At 71.3% G+C, this 16,377-nt stretch carries 14 protein-coding genes and 2 pseudogenes; 3 read left to right on the top strand and 13 right to left on the bottom strand.

Features of this window, described 5'->3' with window-relative positions; all coding sequences use genetic code 11:
* Window positions 1-5: 5 nt before the first annotated feature.
* Window positions 6-398: a flagellar basal body rod protein FlgC gene (gene flgC, locus ROA7023_RS14465; protein WP_085879752.1), complete on the bottom strand. Its 393-nt coding sequence runs from the start codon at window positions 396-398 to the stop codon at window positions 6-8.
* 8 nt (window positions 399-406) lie between these two features.
* Window positions 407-790 carry a FlgB family protein gene (locus ROA7023_RS14470; protein WP_085879753.1) on the bottom strand — a complete coding sequence of 128 codons (384 nt, stop codon included), beginning with the start codon at window positions 788-790 and terminating at the stop codon, window positions 407-409.
* Between the two features lie 88 nt (window positions 791-878).
* On the opposite strand from ROA7023_RS14470, the gene ROA7023_RS14475 reads away from it, so the two are divergent.
* Complete coding sequence (locus tag ROA7023_RS14475) at window positions 879-2,204, top strand: FliI/YscN family ATPase (protein ID WP_085879754.1); 1,326 nt, start codon at window positions 879-881, stop codon at window positions 2,202-2,204.
* 31 nt (window positions 2,205-2,235) lie between these two features.
* Here the strand turns inward: ROA7023_RS14475 and ROA7023_RS25570 are convergent, their stop codons facing one another.
* The 5 genes and pseudogenes from ROA7023_RS25570 to ROA7023_RS14495 all read right to left on the bottom strand — a co-directional run bounded on the left by ROA7023_RS25570 (window position 2,236) and on the right by ROA7023_RS14495 (window position 5,764).
* The gene (locus ROA7023_RS25570) at window positions 2,236-2,568 is read right to left on the bottom strand and encodes an FAD:protein FMN transferase (protein ID WP_306372496.1); all 333 of its coding nucleotides are present in this window, start codon (window positions 2,566-2,568) and stop codon (window positions 2,236-2,238) included.
* Window positions 2,556-3,209: an FAD:protein FMN transferase gene (locus ROA7023_RS14480; protein WP_306372497.1), complete on the bottom strand. Its 654-nt coding sequence runs from the start codon at window positions 3,207-3,209 to the stop codon at window positions 2,556-2,558. Before ROA7023_RS14480 ends, ROA7023_RS25570 begins: the two co-directional genes overlap by 13 nt.
* A pseudogene (locus ROA7023_RS25690) lies at window positions 3,190-4,901 on the bottom strand (PepSY domain-containing protein). Before ROA7023_RS25690 ends, ROA7023_RS14480 begins: the two are co-directional and overlap by 20 nt.
* A gap of 3 nt (window positions 4,902-4,904) precedes the next feature.
* A pseudogene (locus ROA7023_RS14490) lies at window positions 4,905-5,383 on the bottom strand (DUF2271 domain-containing protein).
* Between the two features lie 111 nt (window positions 5,384-5,494).
* Complete coding sequence (locus ROA7023_RS14495) at window positions 5,495-5,764, bottom strand: PepSY domain-containing protein (protein WP_085879755.1); 270 nt, start codon at window positions 5,762-5,764, stop codon at window positions 5,495-5,497.
* Window positions 5,765-5,906: 142 nt separating this feature from the next.
* Between ROA7023_RS14495 and ROA7023_RS14500 the strand changes: the two genes are divergently transcribed.
* Both ROA7023_RS14500 and ROA7023_RS14505 read left to right on the top strand, forming a co-directional pair.
* Complete coding sequence (locus ROA7023_RS14500) at window positions 5,907-6,620, top strand: response regulator transcription factor (protein WP_085879756.1); 714 nt, start codon at window positions 5,907-5,909, stop codon at window positions 6,618-6,620.
* On the top strand, window positions 6,563-7,858 hold the full coding sequence (locus ROA7023_RS14505) for a histidine kinase dimerization/phospho-acceptor domain-containing protein (RefSeq protein WP_085879757.1): 1,296 nt from the start codon (window positions 6,563-6,565) through the stop codon (window positions 7,856-7,858). The genes ROA7023_RS14500 and ROA7023_RS14505 overlap by 58 nt, the downstream gene beginning before the upstream one ends.
* Before the next feature lie 14 nt (window positions 7,859-7,872).
* On the opposite strand, the gene ROA7023_RS14510 is transcribed toward ROA7023_RS14505, so the two are convergent.
* The 6 genes from ROA7023_RS14510 to ROA7023_RS14535 form a co-directional block, all read right to left on the bottom strand.
* A complete protein-coding gene (locus ROA7023_RS14510) occupies window positions 7,873-9,138 on the bottom strand; it encodes a SulP family inorganic anion transporter (RefSeq protein WP_085879758.1) in 1,266 nt (421 codons plus the stop codon).
* A gap of 92 nt (window positions 9,139-9,230) precedes the next feature.
* The gene (locus ROA7023_RS14515; RefSeq protein WP_085879759.1) at window positions 9,231-10,043 is read right to left on the bottom strand and encodes an efflux RND transporter periplasmic adaptor subunit; all 813 of its coding nucleotides are present in this window, start codon (window positions 10,041-10,043) and stop codon (window positions 9,231-9,233) included.
* On the bottom strand, window positions 10,040-11,953 hold the full coding sequence (locus ROA7023_RS14520; protein WP_159458527.1) for a preprotein translocase subunit SecA: 1,914 nt from the start codon (window positions 11,951-11,953) through the stop codon (window positions 10,040-10,042). Before ROA7023_RS14520 ends, ROA7023_RS14515 begins: the two co-directional genes overlap by 4 nt.
* Entirely contained in the window at window positions 11,950-14,121 is a 2,172-nt protein-coding gene (locus ROA7023_RS14525; RefSeq protein ID WP_085879761.1) for a PqqD family peptide modification chaperone, read from the bottom strand. Before ROA7023_RS14525 ends, ROA7023_RS14520 begins: the two co-directional genes overlap by 4 nt.
* Window positions 14,122-14,185: 64 nt before the next feature.
* Window positions 14,186-16,018, bottom strand: a complete 1,833-nt coding sequence (locus ROA7023_RS14530) for an RND family efflux transporter (RefSeq protein ID WP_085879762.1) — start codon at window positions 16,016-16,018, stop codon at window positions 14,186-14,188.
* Window positions 15,987-16,328: a DUF3467 domain-containing protein gene (locus ROA7023_RS14535; protein ID WP_085879763.1), complete on the bottom strand. Its 342-nt coding sequence runs from the start codon at window positions 16,326-16,328 to the stop codon at window positions 15,987-15,989. The genes ROA7023_RS14530 and ROA7023_RS14535 overlap by 32 nt, the downstream gene beginning before the upstream one ends.
* Window positions 16,329-16,377 lie beyond the last annotated feature (49 nt).

The following is a 16,377-nucleotide window of genomic DNA, read 5'->3' on the forward strand; positions in this document are numbered from 1 at the left end:
GTCTCCTATCTACGCAAGAGGTCCATCAGCGAGGTCGACATCTGCCGGACCTGCTCGAACATCTTGAGGTTTGCCTCGTAGCTGCGCTGCGCCTCGCGGGCGTCAGCGATCTCCACGAGGAGGTTCACGTTGCTTCCGGTGTAGTTGCCGTTTTCATCCGCGAGCGGGTGGCTGGGGTCATGGACCATCGGAAGCTCGCTCCGATCGAGCTGGACCGGACCGGCGACAACCCCGCCCGAGCGCTGTCCGCTCTGCATCTCTTCCTCGAACGAGACGATCTTGCGCCGGTATCCCGGCGTGTCGGCGTTCGAGATGTTCTCGGACACGTGGCGGAGCCGGGCGGACTGCGCCCGCAGGCCGCTTGCGACGACGTCGAGGGTTTGACTGAAATCCGACATGGCGACTCCTATTTCCTGCCGATCGAGATACGGACGACGTCCAGGGCATGTTTGTAGATGGTGAGGGCGCGCCTGTGCTCTCGGGCGACCTCGATCGCCTGCAGCATCTCGTTTTCGAGCGAAACGGAATTTCCGTTGGGCGAGGGCTGGGCCTGCGCCTCTTCGGTCGCGGCGCGGGCGCCGGACCCGGGGTCATGGATATGGCCCGGGCGCGTCGACTTCAGCGCACGCGTCGGATCGGAGCGATACGCCTCCCGGAAGGGGGCGATGCTTTGGGCCTTGTAGCCCGGTGTGTCGGCGTTCGCGAGATTCTGCGCGACCACGACCTGACGCCGGCCCGCGTGGCGGGCCATGGCAGTTGATGTCTGGAAGATTTCCAGGTTCTCGAACATCGGGGCTTCTCCCTCGATTGGCTTCAATCAAGCCTTAAGCCTGATTCCTTAAGAACGAGTGAGTCTGAACAAACGGAGAGCCCGGACCATGGAAGATATCGTCATCGACCGCGTGAAAGAGAGGGTGCGGGACCTTCAGGTTCTCCATCTCATGGGGCGGGTGGCCGCGGTCGGCGGCTCGACGATCGAGGTCAGCGGGTTTGGCACGGGCGTGCGCCTGGGCGACCCGGTCTGCCTGCCATCGCTGGAGGATCGGCGCGGAGAGGTGATCGGTCTCGGCAATGACATGACCACGATTCTGCTGGAGGGCGGAAGCGAGGGCGTCAGCATCCGGACGCCGGTCCGGCTGGATCCGCCGGTGCGGTTCGCACCCGACGATCACTGGATCGGCCGGGTGGTCGACCCGGACGGGCGCCCGTTGGACGGGCTGCCGCTTTTGCCCGGCACCGGCCGGCGCAAGCGGGACCATCCGCCCCCGCCGCCCCACCGCCGCAGACCCATGGGGCAGCGGATGGCCACCGGCCTGGCCGTGTTCGACACGCTTCTGCCGCTTGCCCGTGGGCAGCGGATCGGCCTGTTCGCGGGCTCTGGCGTCGGCAAGTCGACGCTCCTGGGCGACCTCGCGAAAGGGGTGGACGCCGATGTCATCGTGATCGGCCTGGTCGGCGAACGCGGCCGGGAACTGCGGCATTTCGTCGACAAGGTGCTGGGCGAGGAGGGGATGTCGCGGGCGGTCGTCGTGGCCGCGACCTCGGACGCGGCGCCACAGGTGCGGCGCAGATGTGCGCCGGCCGCCATGGCCGTCGCCGAGCATTTCCGCGATCGGGGCAAGCAGGTCCTGCTGCTGATCGACAGCGTGACTCGATTCGCCGAGGCGCACCGGGAGGTGGCCGTCGCCCGGGGCGAGGGCGCGAACCTGCGCGGGTTTCCCGCCTCCACCGGCGGCGCTATCGCCGGCCTGTGCGAACGCGCGGGCCCTGGCGAGGGGGAGGCCGGCGACATCACCGCGATCTTCTCGGTCCTGGTAGCGGGCTCCGACATGGAAGAACCGGTCGCCGACATGCTTCGCGGCGTGCTTGACGGGCATGTCATCCTGGAGCGGCAGATCGCGGAACGCGGCCGGTTCCCGGCGGTGGATCTGCTGCGCTCGGTCTCGCGGTCGCTGCCGGATGTCGCGACGCCGACCGAGAATGCCCTGATCAACGAGGCGCGGAAATTTCTTGGCATCTACGACCGGTCGGAACTGATGATCCAGTCCGGGCTCTACACCAAGGGCAGCGACCCGCAGATCGACGCGGCGGTCGCCTGTCACCCGGATCTCGATTCCTTCATCGCGCGGCGGTCGCCGCAGGGCGTGGACCAGAGCTTTGCCGCCCTGCGCCGGGCCCTGGCCAGCAAGAGCGTCCGGTCCTGACGCGAGGTGTCCGCGTGTCCGGGCGCACCGGTCAGGCCTCCTGCACCAGGTCGGCGGGCGCTTCGAAGAGCGGCCCGACCGGTGTTTCGCTCAACCCGCCGGAGTCGCGTTCGAGCAACAGCACGTCGAGGCCCATGCGCCGCGCGAGGGCCGGCCCCTCGGCGCCGCCCCTGACCATCAGCGCGGTCGCCCAGGCATCCGCGGCCATGCAGCTGCGCGCCACCACGGTGACCGAGGCGGGTGCGCCGGTCAGTGGGCCGCCCCGGGCCGGATCCATGGTGTGCGACAACCGACGGCCGCCAAGCTCGACCCAGTGGCGATAATCGCCGGAGGTCGCGACCGCGGCGTCCTCTAGCGCGAGCATCGCAAGGGCGGCCGAATCCCGGGATCCGGCCGCTCTATCGCGACACTCCGGGGCACCCCGCCGGGCTGGGTGCCCAGCGCCCGCAGCTCTCCATCGATGGCCACCAGGGCGTCGGGCAAGCCGAACGCCTGCGCGACCTCTGCCAGGCGATCCACGCCGTAGCCCTTGGCGATACCAGAGAGGTCGAAGCACCGCGGCGCGAGGCGGCGGGACCGTCCGCCAGCCATGTCGAGCTCCAGCACCTCGTGGGCCGGCCCGTGCGCCGCCTGCAAGGCGGACCGGATCGCCACCGGATCGGCCGCATCCGGGCCGAAGCCCCAGGCCGTCACCGCATCCCCGACCGAGATGTCGAAGGCGCCACCGGAGGCCCGCCCGACCTCGAGCGCAGCCGCCAGCACGACCATCAGCCGCGCGGGCAGGTCGACCCAGACGCCCGGCGCGGTCCGGTTGAGCCGCATCAGGTCGCTCTCGGGGCGCCACGTGGACATCTGCGCGTCGACCTCCGCCACCGCGTCCTGCATCGCGGCCCGGATTGGCCGCACGTCGTGGCCCCGCGGCGCATGGAATGTCGCCTGCCAGCGCGTTCCCATGGTGGGGCCGTTGATCGCGTGGCGGACAGGCTCAGTAGATATCCTCGACATAGCGTCCCTCTGCTTTCAGCCGCGCGGGCGTCAGCCCCGCCGGGGCCAGGATGTCGGCAAGCGCCTCGGCCACGCCCGCGGCCATCCCGCGACCGCCGCAGACCATGACGCGGGCGCCGGCGCGGATCTGCCGCGCAACCTCGGCCGCATTGCCGCGCACGAACCCGGCCAGTGGCCCGATCCCGGTGCCCGCGCCGATCAGGATCAGCGCCCCCCGCCCCCGCCCCGGCTTGAACCCCGGATTGCGGCGCACGAAGGCGGTGACGGTCTCGCCCGGCTCCAGCGCGGTCAGCTGGCCCGAACAGAGGCCGCCGGGGTGCTTCTTGACGACGATCTCGACGAAACCGTCCCCGCGCCCCGAGGCAAGCGAATAGAGACGCGGCACCGCGCCGCCCGCGGGCAGGATCCCGATCAGGTCGCCCGCCGCGAACCGGGCGAAACCCGCGCCTCGCAGCCGCTGCCACAGCCTCGACCCGCCGGGCAAAGGCGCACCAGTCGGGAAAGCTGCGATCGCCGAAGCCCAGGATGGACAGCGGCATTTCGGGCGCCGCCTCCATCGCCTCAAGCCGCTCGAGAAAGCCCCGGGCCGACGCCGGCGCGTCGCCATTGCCGTAGCTCGCGGCGAGGACGATGAACCGCTGCGCACGGGCATAGCGGCCGGGGCCGAAGGCCGACATCGGCGCGGCGTGAACTTTGTGCCCCGCCGCCGTCAGCGCGGCATGCAGCGTGGCGGCAAAGCCCCAAGTGCTGCCGCCTTCGCTGCCGACAAGCAGGATGGTTTCGGCCCGCGCCGCCGGCTGATTGCTCCGGATGCGCGGCCGGCCACGCCGACCTCGGAGCCCGGTGTGCAGCATGTAGACGACATCCCGAACGCGGGGCCAGCCGGCCAGGTCGGCCCAGGCCAGCAGCGCTCCGGTGCCCTGATCGAGATAGCCGGTGCCGCCATCGGTCTTGAGGGTGAAGACATCCGACGCATCTCCGGGATGGGGAAAGGTCAGCTCTCGGAAGTCCGCCACGGGGATATCGGCAAGGGCCGGCATCGCGGCCGGATCGGCGCCGACCCCGCCGCTCACCTCGGCGGGAAACGGGGGCAGTGGGCTGCCCGCCGGGACCAGACCGAAGGTGGCCGCCGACATCCACAGCGCGGTCGCCGCCGAGAGGCCCAGCCCCAAGACCGCGATTCGCGCGATCTCCACATGGATCCGGCCCGCCAGCGGCAAGGGCAATTGGCGGAACCAGTGCCGCCAGCCGCCCGCGCGGCGGGCAACCAGCGCCAAGCCGGAGACCGCCAACACCAGCATCGCCGCCGCGCCGCCCGCCGTGGCAACGCGCCCCCCCCTCGCCCAGAAACAGGGAGCGGTGCAGCGAGGCGAGCCAGCCTTCCAGCCGGTTGGGATCGGCCGGGCCGGTGCCTTGCCCCGTGGTCGGGTCGATCACCGCGGCGCCCGGCGCCCCGTCCTCGACCCAATAGGCGGTGATCCGGCCCGAGGGCGCACGGCGGATCTGGTCCAGGTCCGGATACTCCGCCTGGATGCGCCCGGCGAGGTCGCCGATGCTTTGCCCTGCCGCGGCCTGGTGCGCGGCCAGATGGCCCGCGGCCGGAAAGACCGACAGGGCCGCCCCGCTGAGCGCTGGCACCGTCACCAGGGCCAGCGCCAGCAGGCCGAGCCAGCGATGAACAACGCGGATCATGGGTCAGCCTTGTTGCATGTCATAGGCGAAGGAGGCGACGAAGCGGCGGCCAGCCGTGGGCTGGCCAGCGCCTGCGCGCGTCGAGGGCACCGCGACCTCGTCCGGGCTGTCGCGCTGTCCTCGACGGCCGCGTCGAGATGCAAGGTATAGCCTGCGTCGAAAAGGCTATCAGCAAGGTCCACCGTGACCTCCAGCCTCCGGCCGCCGCCGACGCTGGCCCCGGTGATGCCGCTGACCTGCTCGGTAGAGCGCCCCATGGCGCGATACCAGCCGGTGAGATGCTGGTCGTACCGGCTCTTTCTGCCGGCCATCCAGAGGCTGCCGACATAGGCCCCCGAGGCATCGGTGACATAGAGCGCGAGATCGGCCCCCTCGCCGCGATAGCTGTTCAGCGTGGCGGTCAGCGTGACCGGCCGCGCCATGGCGAGGCCCGGGGCGATCAATGCGGTGGTAAGAGCGAGGGCTGCGAAGGTCTTTTTCATGACATCGGTCTCCTGTGACGTGATGGGACCGGTTTGATGCCGCAGCCTGATGGCTTCCTGGCGGCCGCGCGGTTTTCCCTTCGGCCAGACGTCAGGAAGCGAGGCTGTTCGTCAGTGGCCCTCGTCATCACCGTCAGCGTGCCGGTGGTCCTCGTCGTGCCCGTCGTCCTCGTACTCCAGATCGAGCACCTCCAGCGTCGCGGGATCGAGCGTCACCTCGATCCGGATCCGCCGCACCGTCCAGTTGCGTTCGGCGCTCAGCCGGGCGACAGCCTCGCGGGGCTGCCAGTCGGCCATGGGCACAGGGCAGTCGTCGTCGGCGAGGGCAACCCCTGCGGGAAAAACCGCGAGAAAGCCGAGAATCGTGAAGGCGGTCTTCATGCGCCAAACTCCCTTTGCGGCGATCCCCGCACCCTCTAGCGGGCGAAGCTGCCGGGACGCGGAAGCGCCAATCCCCGCGGCGTCAGCCTCGCGTCAGCCGGCAGGCGCAAGACGGGGCGTCCAGAGGGAGACGAAACCGGCCATGCGCATCTTGCTGATCGAGGATGACACCGTCCCGGGCGCCGCGGTGCGGGACCAGATCGCGAGCGATGGCCATTCGGTGGACTGGGTCACGCGGCTCGACGCGGCGGGCGACGCGATGGCCGGCGCCATTTTCGACCTGGTGCTGCTGGACATGATGCTGCCCGACGGCCGCGGGATCACCTTCCTCAAGGCGCTGCGGGCGCGGGGGGACGTCACGCCGGTCATCATCCTGACCGCGCTCGACCAGGTCTCGGACCGGATCGACGGGCTGAACGCCGGAGCGGACGATTACCCGGTCAAGCCCTTCGATCTCTCCGAGCTTTCGGCGCGGATCGGCACTGTCGCGCGGCGCTACTCGGGCAATCCCAACCCGATCTTCACCCATGGCCCCCTTGCAATCGACCTTGCCGCCCGCAGCATTCGCCGCGACGACAAGCCGGTCCAGCTGACGGCCCGCGAATGGGCGCTATCCAAGGCGTTCCTGTCCCGTCCCGGGCAGCTGCTGTCCAAGGCGCAGCTGGAGGACAAGCTCTATGCCTTCGCCTCGGAGGTCGAGAGCAACACGATCGAGGTCCATGTCAGCCGCCTGCGCAAGAAACTGGGGGCCAAGGTCATCGAGACCGAACGCGGCATGGGCTACCGGTTGGGCACGCCATGTGGCTGCCGCGCAGCCTTCAGGCCCGGCTTGGCCTGTCGCTCGGTGCGCTGCTGACGCTGCTCTGGATTGCCGCGGCGACGGTCACGGCGGTCAACCTGCGCGAGGAGATGGACGAGATATTCGACGCAGCCCTGCGGGAGGCCGCGCATCGGCTCCTGCCCCTCGCTGTCGTGGACATCCTGGGGCGCGAGGACGAGGGCATCGTCCAGCGCCTGGGGCGCGGCCGCGATCACGACGAGCTGTTCTCCTTCGTCGTGCGCGACGACCGGGGACGGCTGCTGTTCCAGTCTCATTCGGCGGATCCGACGGTCTTTCCCGACGACGACGGGCGCGGCTTCCGACAGACCGCCACCCACAGGTCTTACAACGACGAAGCGGTGCGGGGCAGCATCCGGATCACCGTGGCCGAGCCGCTGGCGCACCGCAGCGAGGTGGCCCGCGAAATCCAGGCCGGGCTGGGGCTGCCGCTGCTGTTCGTGATCCCCATCGCCCTGTTGCTGATCGTGCTGGTGGTGCGGGCCAGCTTCGGGCCATTTCGGCGCTATCGGGAGCGGCTGGAGCGACGCGACGCGCGCGATCTCTCGCCGGTTCCCGCCACTGGCCTTCCGGCCGAGGTCGCCCCGATCGCGGCCACCCTGAACGGGCTGCTGGCCCGGCTGAATGGCGCCTTCGACGCCGAGCGCACCTTTGCGGCAAATGCCGCCCACGAAGTGCGCACGCCGCTGGCCGGCGCCATCGCCCAGGCGCAGCGGCTGCAAACCGAGACCGCGAACATCGCCGCACGAACCCGCGCCGCCGACATCGAAACCACGCTGAAACGTCTGACCCAGCTGTCGGAACGGCTGGTGCATCTGGCGCGGGCCGAGGGCGGCCGCCTGCGGATGGACGACAGCGCCGACCTCTGGCCCGTGGCGCGGTTCCTGATCGACGAGCTGTCGCACCGCGTCGGGCCCGACCGGATCGCCCTGTCGCTTCCCGACCGGCCGGTGATGTCCGACCTCGACACCGACGCCTTCGGCATCCTGTGCCGCACCCTGGTGGCGCAGGGCACCCTCTGCGTGGCGAATGACGGCCCCGTCGTCCCGCCCGGAACGCTCGACCGCCCGACCGCGCGGTTTGAACGCGGCGACAGCACATCCAACGGCAGCGGGCTGGGCCTTGCGATCGTCGCCTCGATCGCGGAGCGGATCGGAAGCCCCCTGCACCTGATGTCGCCCCGCTCGGGCGGGAGCTCGGGGTTAGAGGCGACCGTCTCGCTGCCGGTCGAGGGGCAGCGCCACCCGGGCCCGTGAATAGACCGGCGCGCTCAGCGCTCGGGCAGGTCCCAGTCGCTCTCCGGGTGCGCCTTCCGGCGGCGCAGGCGCAGGGCCAGCCCGACCGAGACGCCCACGCCGATGGCGATGGTCAGGTCCGCGAACACCGTGAGCACCAGCGTCAGCCCCAGCAGCACCCGGTCAGACGGCCGGGCCCGCATGTAGCCGCGCCATTTCTGCGGCTCGCTCATGTTCCAGGCGGTCAGGATCAGCAGCCCCGCCAGCGCCGGCATCGCCAGATAGCCCGCGACCGGGGCCGCCAGCAGCATGACCAGCAGGATGGTCAGCGCGTGCACGATGCCCGCGACCGGCGTCCGCCCCCCGGCCCGCACGTTCGTGGCGGTCCGCGCGATGGCCCCGGTCGCGGGCAGGCCGCCGAACAGGGCAGAGCCCATGTTGGCGAACCCCTGAGCCACGACCTCGGCATTGGGCCGGTGGTGGCCGTCGATCATCTTGTCGGCCACCATCGCCGACAGCAGCGATTCGATGCTGGCCAGGAAGGCGATCACGATGGCCGACGGCAGCAGGTCGACCAGCCGCGCGAGGCTGACGTCCGGAAAGGCCGGTATGCTCAGCGTGGATGGCAGCGGGCCGAAGCGCGACAGGATCGTGTCGACCTCGAACCCGGCCAGCGCGACGACGGCGGAGGACACGCCGATGGCTACGACCAACCCCGGGAACCGCGGCGCGAGACGCCTCAGGACGACGATCATCGCCATGGTGGCAAGGCCGATGCCCAGGGCCTGCGGGCTGACGCTCTGCCGCGCCGCCCAGAGCGCCTCGAGCTTGGCGAGGAACTCCGCCGGCGGGTCCGCGATCGTCATCCCGAAGAAGTCCTGAAGCTGGCTGGTCGCGATGATGATCCCGATCCCGATGGTGAAGCCGTTGATCACCGGTTCGGGCACGTAGGCGACAAGGTTTCCCGCCCGCAGATAGCCCGCGGCGAGCATGAAGATCCCCGCCATGAAGGTCGCCAGCACCAGCCCGTCATAGCCATGCTCGGCGATGACCCCGAAGACGACGACGATGAACGCCCCCGTGGGCCCGCCGATCTGGACCCGGCTGCCGCCGAGCAGAGAGATCAGGAAGCCCGCGACGATCGCGGTGACCAGCCCCTTCTCAGGCGGCGCCCCCGAGGCGATGGCGATGGCGAGGCTGAGCGGCAGGGCCACCATCGCGACCGTCACGCCGGCAACCAGGTCGCCGGTGAACTGCCGCCGATCGTAGGTGGGCAGGGTGCTGAGAATCTTGGGCTTCATGAGATGCTCTTTCACTCCGCGGGCGAGGCGAGGTCAACCGAGAGGGCGCACCCCGGGCGCCGCCAGACCGAACGCGCCGTGCGCCGGGCCGGTCAATCGCCGGTCTCGTCCCCCGCGCCGAACATCACGTCGCAGCGGTTCCCGGCGGTGAACGCGCCGTCGCCATTGTCGAGCCGGACCCGCAGGCCGAAGCTGCGCGAGGCCGCGTCGATCACCGGATCGACCGCATCGACCAGACCGGCGCGCCGGACGCCCGCGCCCTCTAGCGACATGACCTCAACCGTATCCCCTTGGGCCACGGTGCCGTGGACGTCGGACGGCAACAGGACCTCGGCATGAAGCTCCGAGACCGTCACGATATCCAGCAGCGGCTCGTCCGCCGCGGCATATTCGCCGGGGTCCACGTGGCGCATCAGGACATGGCCGGAGACCGGCGCCCGGATCGTGCGCAGGGCGACGTTGGCGGCGGCGGCCTCGGCCTCCAGCCGGGCGGCGATCTGGGCGTCATGGGCCTCGGCCAGTTCGCTGCGGGCGACCTCGACCTCCGACACGATCTCGTCGAGCTGGTTCTGCGAGGCGACGCCCCGGTCGCTGAGCGATTGCATCTGCGCCAGCCGGCGTTCGGCATCGGCGAGCTGCGCGTCGCGGGCCAGGATCGCGGCGCCGCTTTCGGCGCGCTGGCGGGCGGCGGCGAGCTGGGCCTCGACCACGCCTGCTTCGAGCCGGCCGATCACCTCGCCTGCCGTCACGCGGTCGCCACGATCCACCGTCAGCTCTGCCAGCAGGCCCGAGACCGGCGGCGCGATCTCGATCTCGTTGATCGGGCGCAGGACGCAGCTGATGATCTGCTGGGCGGTCGCGGGCAGGGGCGCCAGCGAAAGCAGCAGGCACAGGATGCGCGTCATTCGAGTCCTCCGGCAAAGGCCATCATGTCATCAAGCCCGTCTTCCATTCGGTTCAGGTCGGCGCGCTGGCGCCGGTGCAGCGCCTCGACCATCGCCTGTGCGCGGCGGAAATCGGCCAGGCGCGGGCGGGGCGGCGGGGCCTTGCCCAGGATCGGATCCTGGGCCGAGAGCAGCACCTCGTAAAGCCCCGCGTCGCCCTGCCGCGCACAGCGGCCGATCAGCTGGCGGTCGATGCGGCCGGAATCGTGCCGCTCGGTCGCCAGCACCGTCAGTCCGCCCGCCGCCCGCGCGGCCGCGTCCAGCCGGATGTCGGCGCCGCGCCCGGCCATGTTGGTGGCGACGGTGATGGCGCCGGCGCGACCGGCCGCGGCGATGATCTCGGCCTCTTCGGCATCCTGCCGGGCCGACAGCACCCGGTGCGGCAGCTTGCGGCGGGCCAGCGCGGTGGCGGCGGCCTCGGCGGCCTCGACCGTCCGGGTGCCGATCAGGACCGGGCGCCCCTCGGCGCGATGCCCCTCGGCGGCGCGGGCCACGGCCTCCCACTTGGCGGCGAGGTCGGGCAGGATCCGGGTGCCGGCCATGCGCCTGCGCGAGGGCCGGTGCGTCGGCACCGGCATGACCGTGAGGCCATAGGTCCCCCGCAGCTCCGCGCGCGCCTCGATCAGCGTGCCCGACAGGCCCGACAGCCGCATGTAGCGCCGAAAGAACCGCTGAAAGGTCAGGCGCCCGAGGGTGGCGCGTTCCTCGCCGGGGGGCAGGCCCTCCTTGATCTCGACCATCTGGTGCAGGCCCTCGCTCCAGGTGCGGTCGGGCATCACGCGGCCGGTGTTCTCGTCCACGATCTCGACCTTGTCGTCGCGCAGGATATAGTGCGAATCCCGCTGCAGGATGTGCAGCGCATAGAGCGCCCGCTCGGCCAGTTCCCGCGACCGGCGGCGACCGGACCAGACGCCGCCCAGGTCCTCGGCGATGGCCGCGACGACCTCCTCGCCATCGGGGGTCAGGCGCACCGGGCTTTCGGTGCCGGGCGCCAGGACATACTCGGTGTCCGGATCCAGACGCCTGGCCAGCGCCACGGCCTGGCCAGCGACGCGCCCCAATTCGGAGGCGCCGCCGGGCGCGGAGATTACCAGCGGGGTCCGCGCCTCGTCGATCAACACGCTGTCGGCCTCGTCGATGATCGCCGACCACAGGCCGCGCTGGATCGGCGCCTCGGCCGCGCCGAAGGCGGCGTCGAGCTTCAACCCCAGGGCGGTCGCGTCGCCGAAGGCGATCCGGTCGCGCAGATGGTCGAAGGCGATCTCCTTCGATGAGGCATAGACGATGTCGCAGGCATAGACCTCGCGCCGGTCCGGCGGCGTGGCCTCGGGATCGATCCCGCCGCAGCTCAGCCCCAGACGGTCGAACAGGGCGCGGCCCTCCTCGAGGTCGCGCAGGGCCAGGTAGTCGTTGGCGGTAATCACGTGGACGGGCCAACCCTCGGCGGCCTGCAGCGCGGCGGCCATGGCGGTCACGAGGGTCTTGCCCTCGCCGGTCGCCATCTCCACCCCGGTGCGGTCCGACAGGGCGGTCGCGGCGACCAGCTGCACCGGGTGGGGCAACAGCCCGGTGGTGCGATGGGTGACCTCGCGCAGGATCGCGAGCCGCCGGGGCCGCAGTTTTGCCACGGTCCGGCTCTTGCGGCCCAGCCGGTGCCAATCCGCGAGAAGCGTCGCGTCGTCCAGATCGGCGACCTCGGGATGCAGGCGCAGGGCGGCGCGGGCCTCGGCCCAGGCGCGCCTGCGGCGCAGGCCGGTGGCAATCGGGGCGAAGGTGCCCCGCGCCTGGGCCCCGAGGTCAAAGCCGGGCCGTCGGGGCGCGGCCTTGCGCACGTGATCGGGGATCGGCGGCAGGCGGCGCAGCAAGCTCACAGCGCCAGTCTTTCCAGGAAGGTCTGCCGGATCATCCGCCACAGGCGCGGCGCCAGCGGGCTGCGGCCGTGATCGAACCGCACCCAGACCAGCGCGCCGATCGCGGTCTCGCCATAGGTCACGCCGCCGTCGATCTCGGCCAGGTGAAACGGCTGGGCGGTGCGGCGCCCGTCCTCGTCCGATGGATCGAGCACAAGCGGCCCGCCCGCCGGTTGCGACAGGGCGGGAAACTCCAGCCGCCGGGTGGCCTCGGGGGCGATGGTGCGCAGGTGCCCGACCCGCCCGTCGAAGCCCCGCCCCGGCAGGTGGACCGATACCTCGGCAGGCGACAGCGCGACCAGGTCGATGCGGTTCGCCGGCACCGCGACCCGGATCTGCGCGGGGCTGTCCTCTGGCACGAGGATGCCGACCTCCATCCCCTTCGCCAGCCGGCGGCCGGGGACCAGGATGTCGGAGCGGGCGAGGAACTGCCCCGACGCCCCCGCGCTCAGCGCGAGCCCGGCCAGATCGACCCCAAGCCCGGCCTGCTCTTCAATCAGGTAGCCGATCTCGGCGCGGGTGGCGGCGGCCTCGTCCATGCCGGTGCTGCGCACCTCGTAATCGGCCAGCCGGGCGCGGGCGGTGGCGATCCGCGCGTCGATCACCTCGAGCTCGGTCGTGGCGAGCGGCGCGACCAGGTCGGCCAGGGCCTGGCCCGGCTCCACATGGTCGCCGGCCTGGGCGCGGATATGCAGGATCTCGGCCTCGACCGGGGCCGAGACGCGGGCCGCATCCGGTGCGGTCACCACCCCGGGCGCCACGGTGCCGTGCGGCACGGGGATCAGCAGCAGCGCCGCCGCCGGCAGCCCCCCGATCAGCGCCGAGACCAGAACCGCCCGCCCCCGCCTGGAGGCGACCCGCGGTTCGGTGGCCACATGCCAGACCCCCTTGACCAGCGGCAGAACGATGGTCGTGGCCACCGACCACAGGGCAAGCGCCAGCCCGATCACCCGGTATTCCGAAGCGACGAACAGCGCGATCGTCATCGTCAGGAAGATCCGGTAGGCGTAGGAGGCCGGGTGATAGGGGATGAACCAGGCGGTCTCGGTCCGACTGCGGGCGGGGGAGTCCCAATTGGTCAGGCCAAAGCCCAAACGGTGCAGCATAGCCGACCACCAGGCCTGGCTGCGCCCGGCGAGGTTTTGCACGCCGATGGCATCCGACAGCATGAAATAGGCATCGAACCGCAACAGCGGGTTGCCGTTGAAAAGGAGCGTCGAGACGCCGGCGATCAGCAGCATGTTGAAGGCCAGCGCGCTGACCATCCCGGTCTCGGCGCCCAGCCAGACATACATCGCTCCCGCCGCCAGCAGCGTCTCGGCCATCATCCCCGCCCCGCCCACGAGAATCCGCGCCCCGCGGGACCGGAACGCCGCGGCGGCAGAGGCATCGACATAGGGCGCGGGCAGGAACACCAGGAACATGATCCCGAATTCGCGCACCTCGCCCCCCCAGTGGCGCACGGCCCAGCCATGGGCCATCTCGTGCAGCGCCTTGGCGAAGGGAAAGACCAGCGCCGCGATCAGCAGATTGTCCAGCGCCAGCGCCCGGTCGAGCACCGCACCGCTCAGCCGGTCCCAGTTGGCCAGCGTCTCCACCGCGAGCCAGGTGACGCAGGCCAGCCACAGCAGGAACCCCGGCACGCTGAAGACGGGCCGCACGAACGGATAGGTCGCCTGGATCAGCGCGTTCGGATCGAACAGCGGCACCTTGATGAACAGCGGACTCTTGAGCCGTTGCAGCATCTTCTGGCGGCTGACGCGGCGGGCGCGGTGGCCGAACTCCGTCAGGGTCGGGGCGGCGCCGGAATTGAGCGCATCGGCCTGGTGCAACTGGCCGAGCAGCCGGATCGTCTCGTCCTGGCCGGGCGCGTCATCGCCGAAACGGTCGAGCACCCGGCGCCAGATCGCGTCGAGGGTCTGGCGCCCGTCGCAGGCCCCGATGATGGCATAGCTCGCGGCGTCCAGACGGAAGTGCTTGTTGGCCTCGGGGGCCGACAGGATGTGCCAGACCTCGCCCTGCTCCAGCCTGCGGGCCACGGTGACCCCGGGGCGCAGGCGCGGCGCCAGCCCCGCCATCTTGTACCAATAGGGCGAAAAGAGCGGACTGTCCCCCTCGGCGGCGCTCATCCGCGGCCCCTCGCGCGGCCGGGGCCGGGGCCGGGGCGGCACCGGGGGACGGGCGGCCGCGGGGTCATGGCCACATGCTCCAGAGCCGCAGGCGCAGGCTTTCCAGGAACGGGCGGCCCCAGGTCATCACCCAAAGGTCGGTGCCGGTGGTGATCTTGCCGACCCCCTCCATCCCCAGGCCAAGGTCCGCGGGCACCTCTCCGGTCAGCCGGGCCAGGGCGCGGAAGGTGTTCTCGCCGTCGCGGGCCTCGGTCAGGGGGGTCAGGCGGGTCACCTCGAACGTCAGCGGCCGTTCCGGCATGGCGGCCAGGCGCAGCGTGCCGGTCTGACCCCGCCGGACCCGATCAACGCCCGCGTCGGGAACATGCAGGGTCAGGCTGCGCTGTTCGCGCGGCGCGAGGGTGAGAAGCTCCTCCCCCCGCCCAACGGGTGCGCCGACAAGCCCCTCGGTCGCATCCAGCGTCACCACCCCGTCATAGGGGGCCCGCAGGCGCCCGGCCTCCAGCTGCGCCTCGGTCAGGGCGATCTCCGCGTCGACCTCGGCGATCTCTGCGCTGAGGACTGATAGCTCGGCGCGGTTGTTGTTCGCGATCGCGGCGTCCCGCTCGATCTCCTTCTGGCGGCGCGTCGCCTCCTGCCGCAACAGGTCGAGCGACAGGTCCCGGTCGTCGAGCCGCGCCAGAAGCTGCCCCGCCTGCACCACGTCCCCCGCCCGCACCAGCCGTTCGGCGAGAAAGCCGTCGAAGGGAACCGACACGATCACCCGGTCATCCGAGGTGATCTCGGCATCCGCCGTCACCCGCGCCGGCGCCGTGACCGTGGCCGCCGCAAAGATCAGCCCGGCCAGCACCAGAGCGGCCAGTTTCCAGCCCAGCGCCTTGGGCCCGATCAGCGTCGCAAGGCCCGCGACGCTTCCCTCCCAGGCCCGGGTGATCCAGAGCCGGTCTTCCCGCCGTTTCAGCTCCAGCAGCGGGGCGAGCGCATCGCCCGCGATATCGAGCACCGGGAGCGCGGCCTCGCCCGCCTCGGGGGCGGCGAACTCGGCGACGATGGCGCCCCAGGGCCGCTCCACATCGCCGATGGGCAGGGCGACGACGGACCCCGAGCCGGTCTCGTGCGCCAGCGCCTCCAGCTGGCGGCGCGACAGGGGGCGGGCGTCGGCGCCGGCCGGCCAGACCAGCGCCTCGGTCTGGTCCAGCGCCTCGTCCGCGGCGGCGGTCAGCAGGTCCAGCGCCCGGGTGCGGCCCTTGAAATCGGCGGTATGGGACAGCGCCTCGACCCGCGCCCCGCGGCGGCGGTTGCGGGCGATGGCGACCCGATCGGCGCCGAGGGCCACCGCCAGATCCGTCGCCGCCGCGCGGGCGCAATCGCGATAGCCGTCGGTTTCCAGCGACCGGACCAGCAGTTTCAGCGCGTCCGAGGCGCCGCCGTCGAGCGAGATCTGGGTGGGGCTCTCGACCGCCCCGGCGCGCAGGCGCAGCAGATGCGCCTCGACCCCGGCCAGCCCCCATTGCAGGCGGCGCAGGGCGGCGGCGCGCTCTGCATCGGTCCCGGCGTCGATCTCGGCGGCGGCGACAGCGGCGGTGCCGTCGATCCGCGAGGCGAGCGCGATGGCGGCCCGGCCGGGGCCCGCCGCCCGGACGGAAGGTTTGCCGGTCTCGGCCACGGCCGCAGCGGCCATGCGCACGGGCTCCGTCGGGTGCCAGTCGGAGGGGGCCCGGCCCTGGGGCCGCAGCACGCCGTCCGCCTCGCGGATCAGAAGAAGGATAGTGGCGCCCTCGCCAAGCTCCCGCGCCTGGGTCACGCACCATCCCATGGCGAACAGCGCATGTTCCGAAACCGACGTGCCCGCCGGCGAGACCGCGTCAGGTTTCGAGCTTGCCAAACCGGGCTTCATATTCCTTGACCCGCCTTTCGAGCAGAATGGACAGGCGCTTGGCGGCGAAGGGCGACAGCACGATCCGGTCTGACAGCCGCACGACGAGTTCGTCGGAGCCCTGGGCATTCCAGGTCTGGTTCGCGCCGAACAGCAGGGTCATCTCCTCGCGCGTCGCCAGCACGTTGACGACATTGGCGAAAGAGCTGGACATGTTGCTGTCGTCCCAGACGACCTTCGGCCCGGCCCCCAGTTGCGCCTGGGGCGGAGGCTCGGGCGCGTCCGAGGCCTTGCTCTGGCTGGCGGTCTGTTTGCCGGTCTTGTCATTCATGATGTTGTCCGTTTCCTGAACCTGTCGTGAACCGCGCGACCGCCGAAGC

Source organism: Roseisalinus antarcticus (assembly GCF_900172355.1).
Taxonomy (GTDB): domain Bacteria; phylum Pseudomonadota; class Alphaproteobacteria; order Rhodobacterales; family Rhodobacteraceae; genus Oceanicola; species Oceanicola antarcticus_A.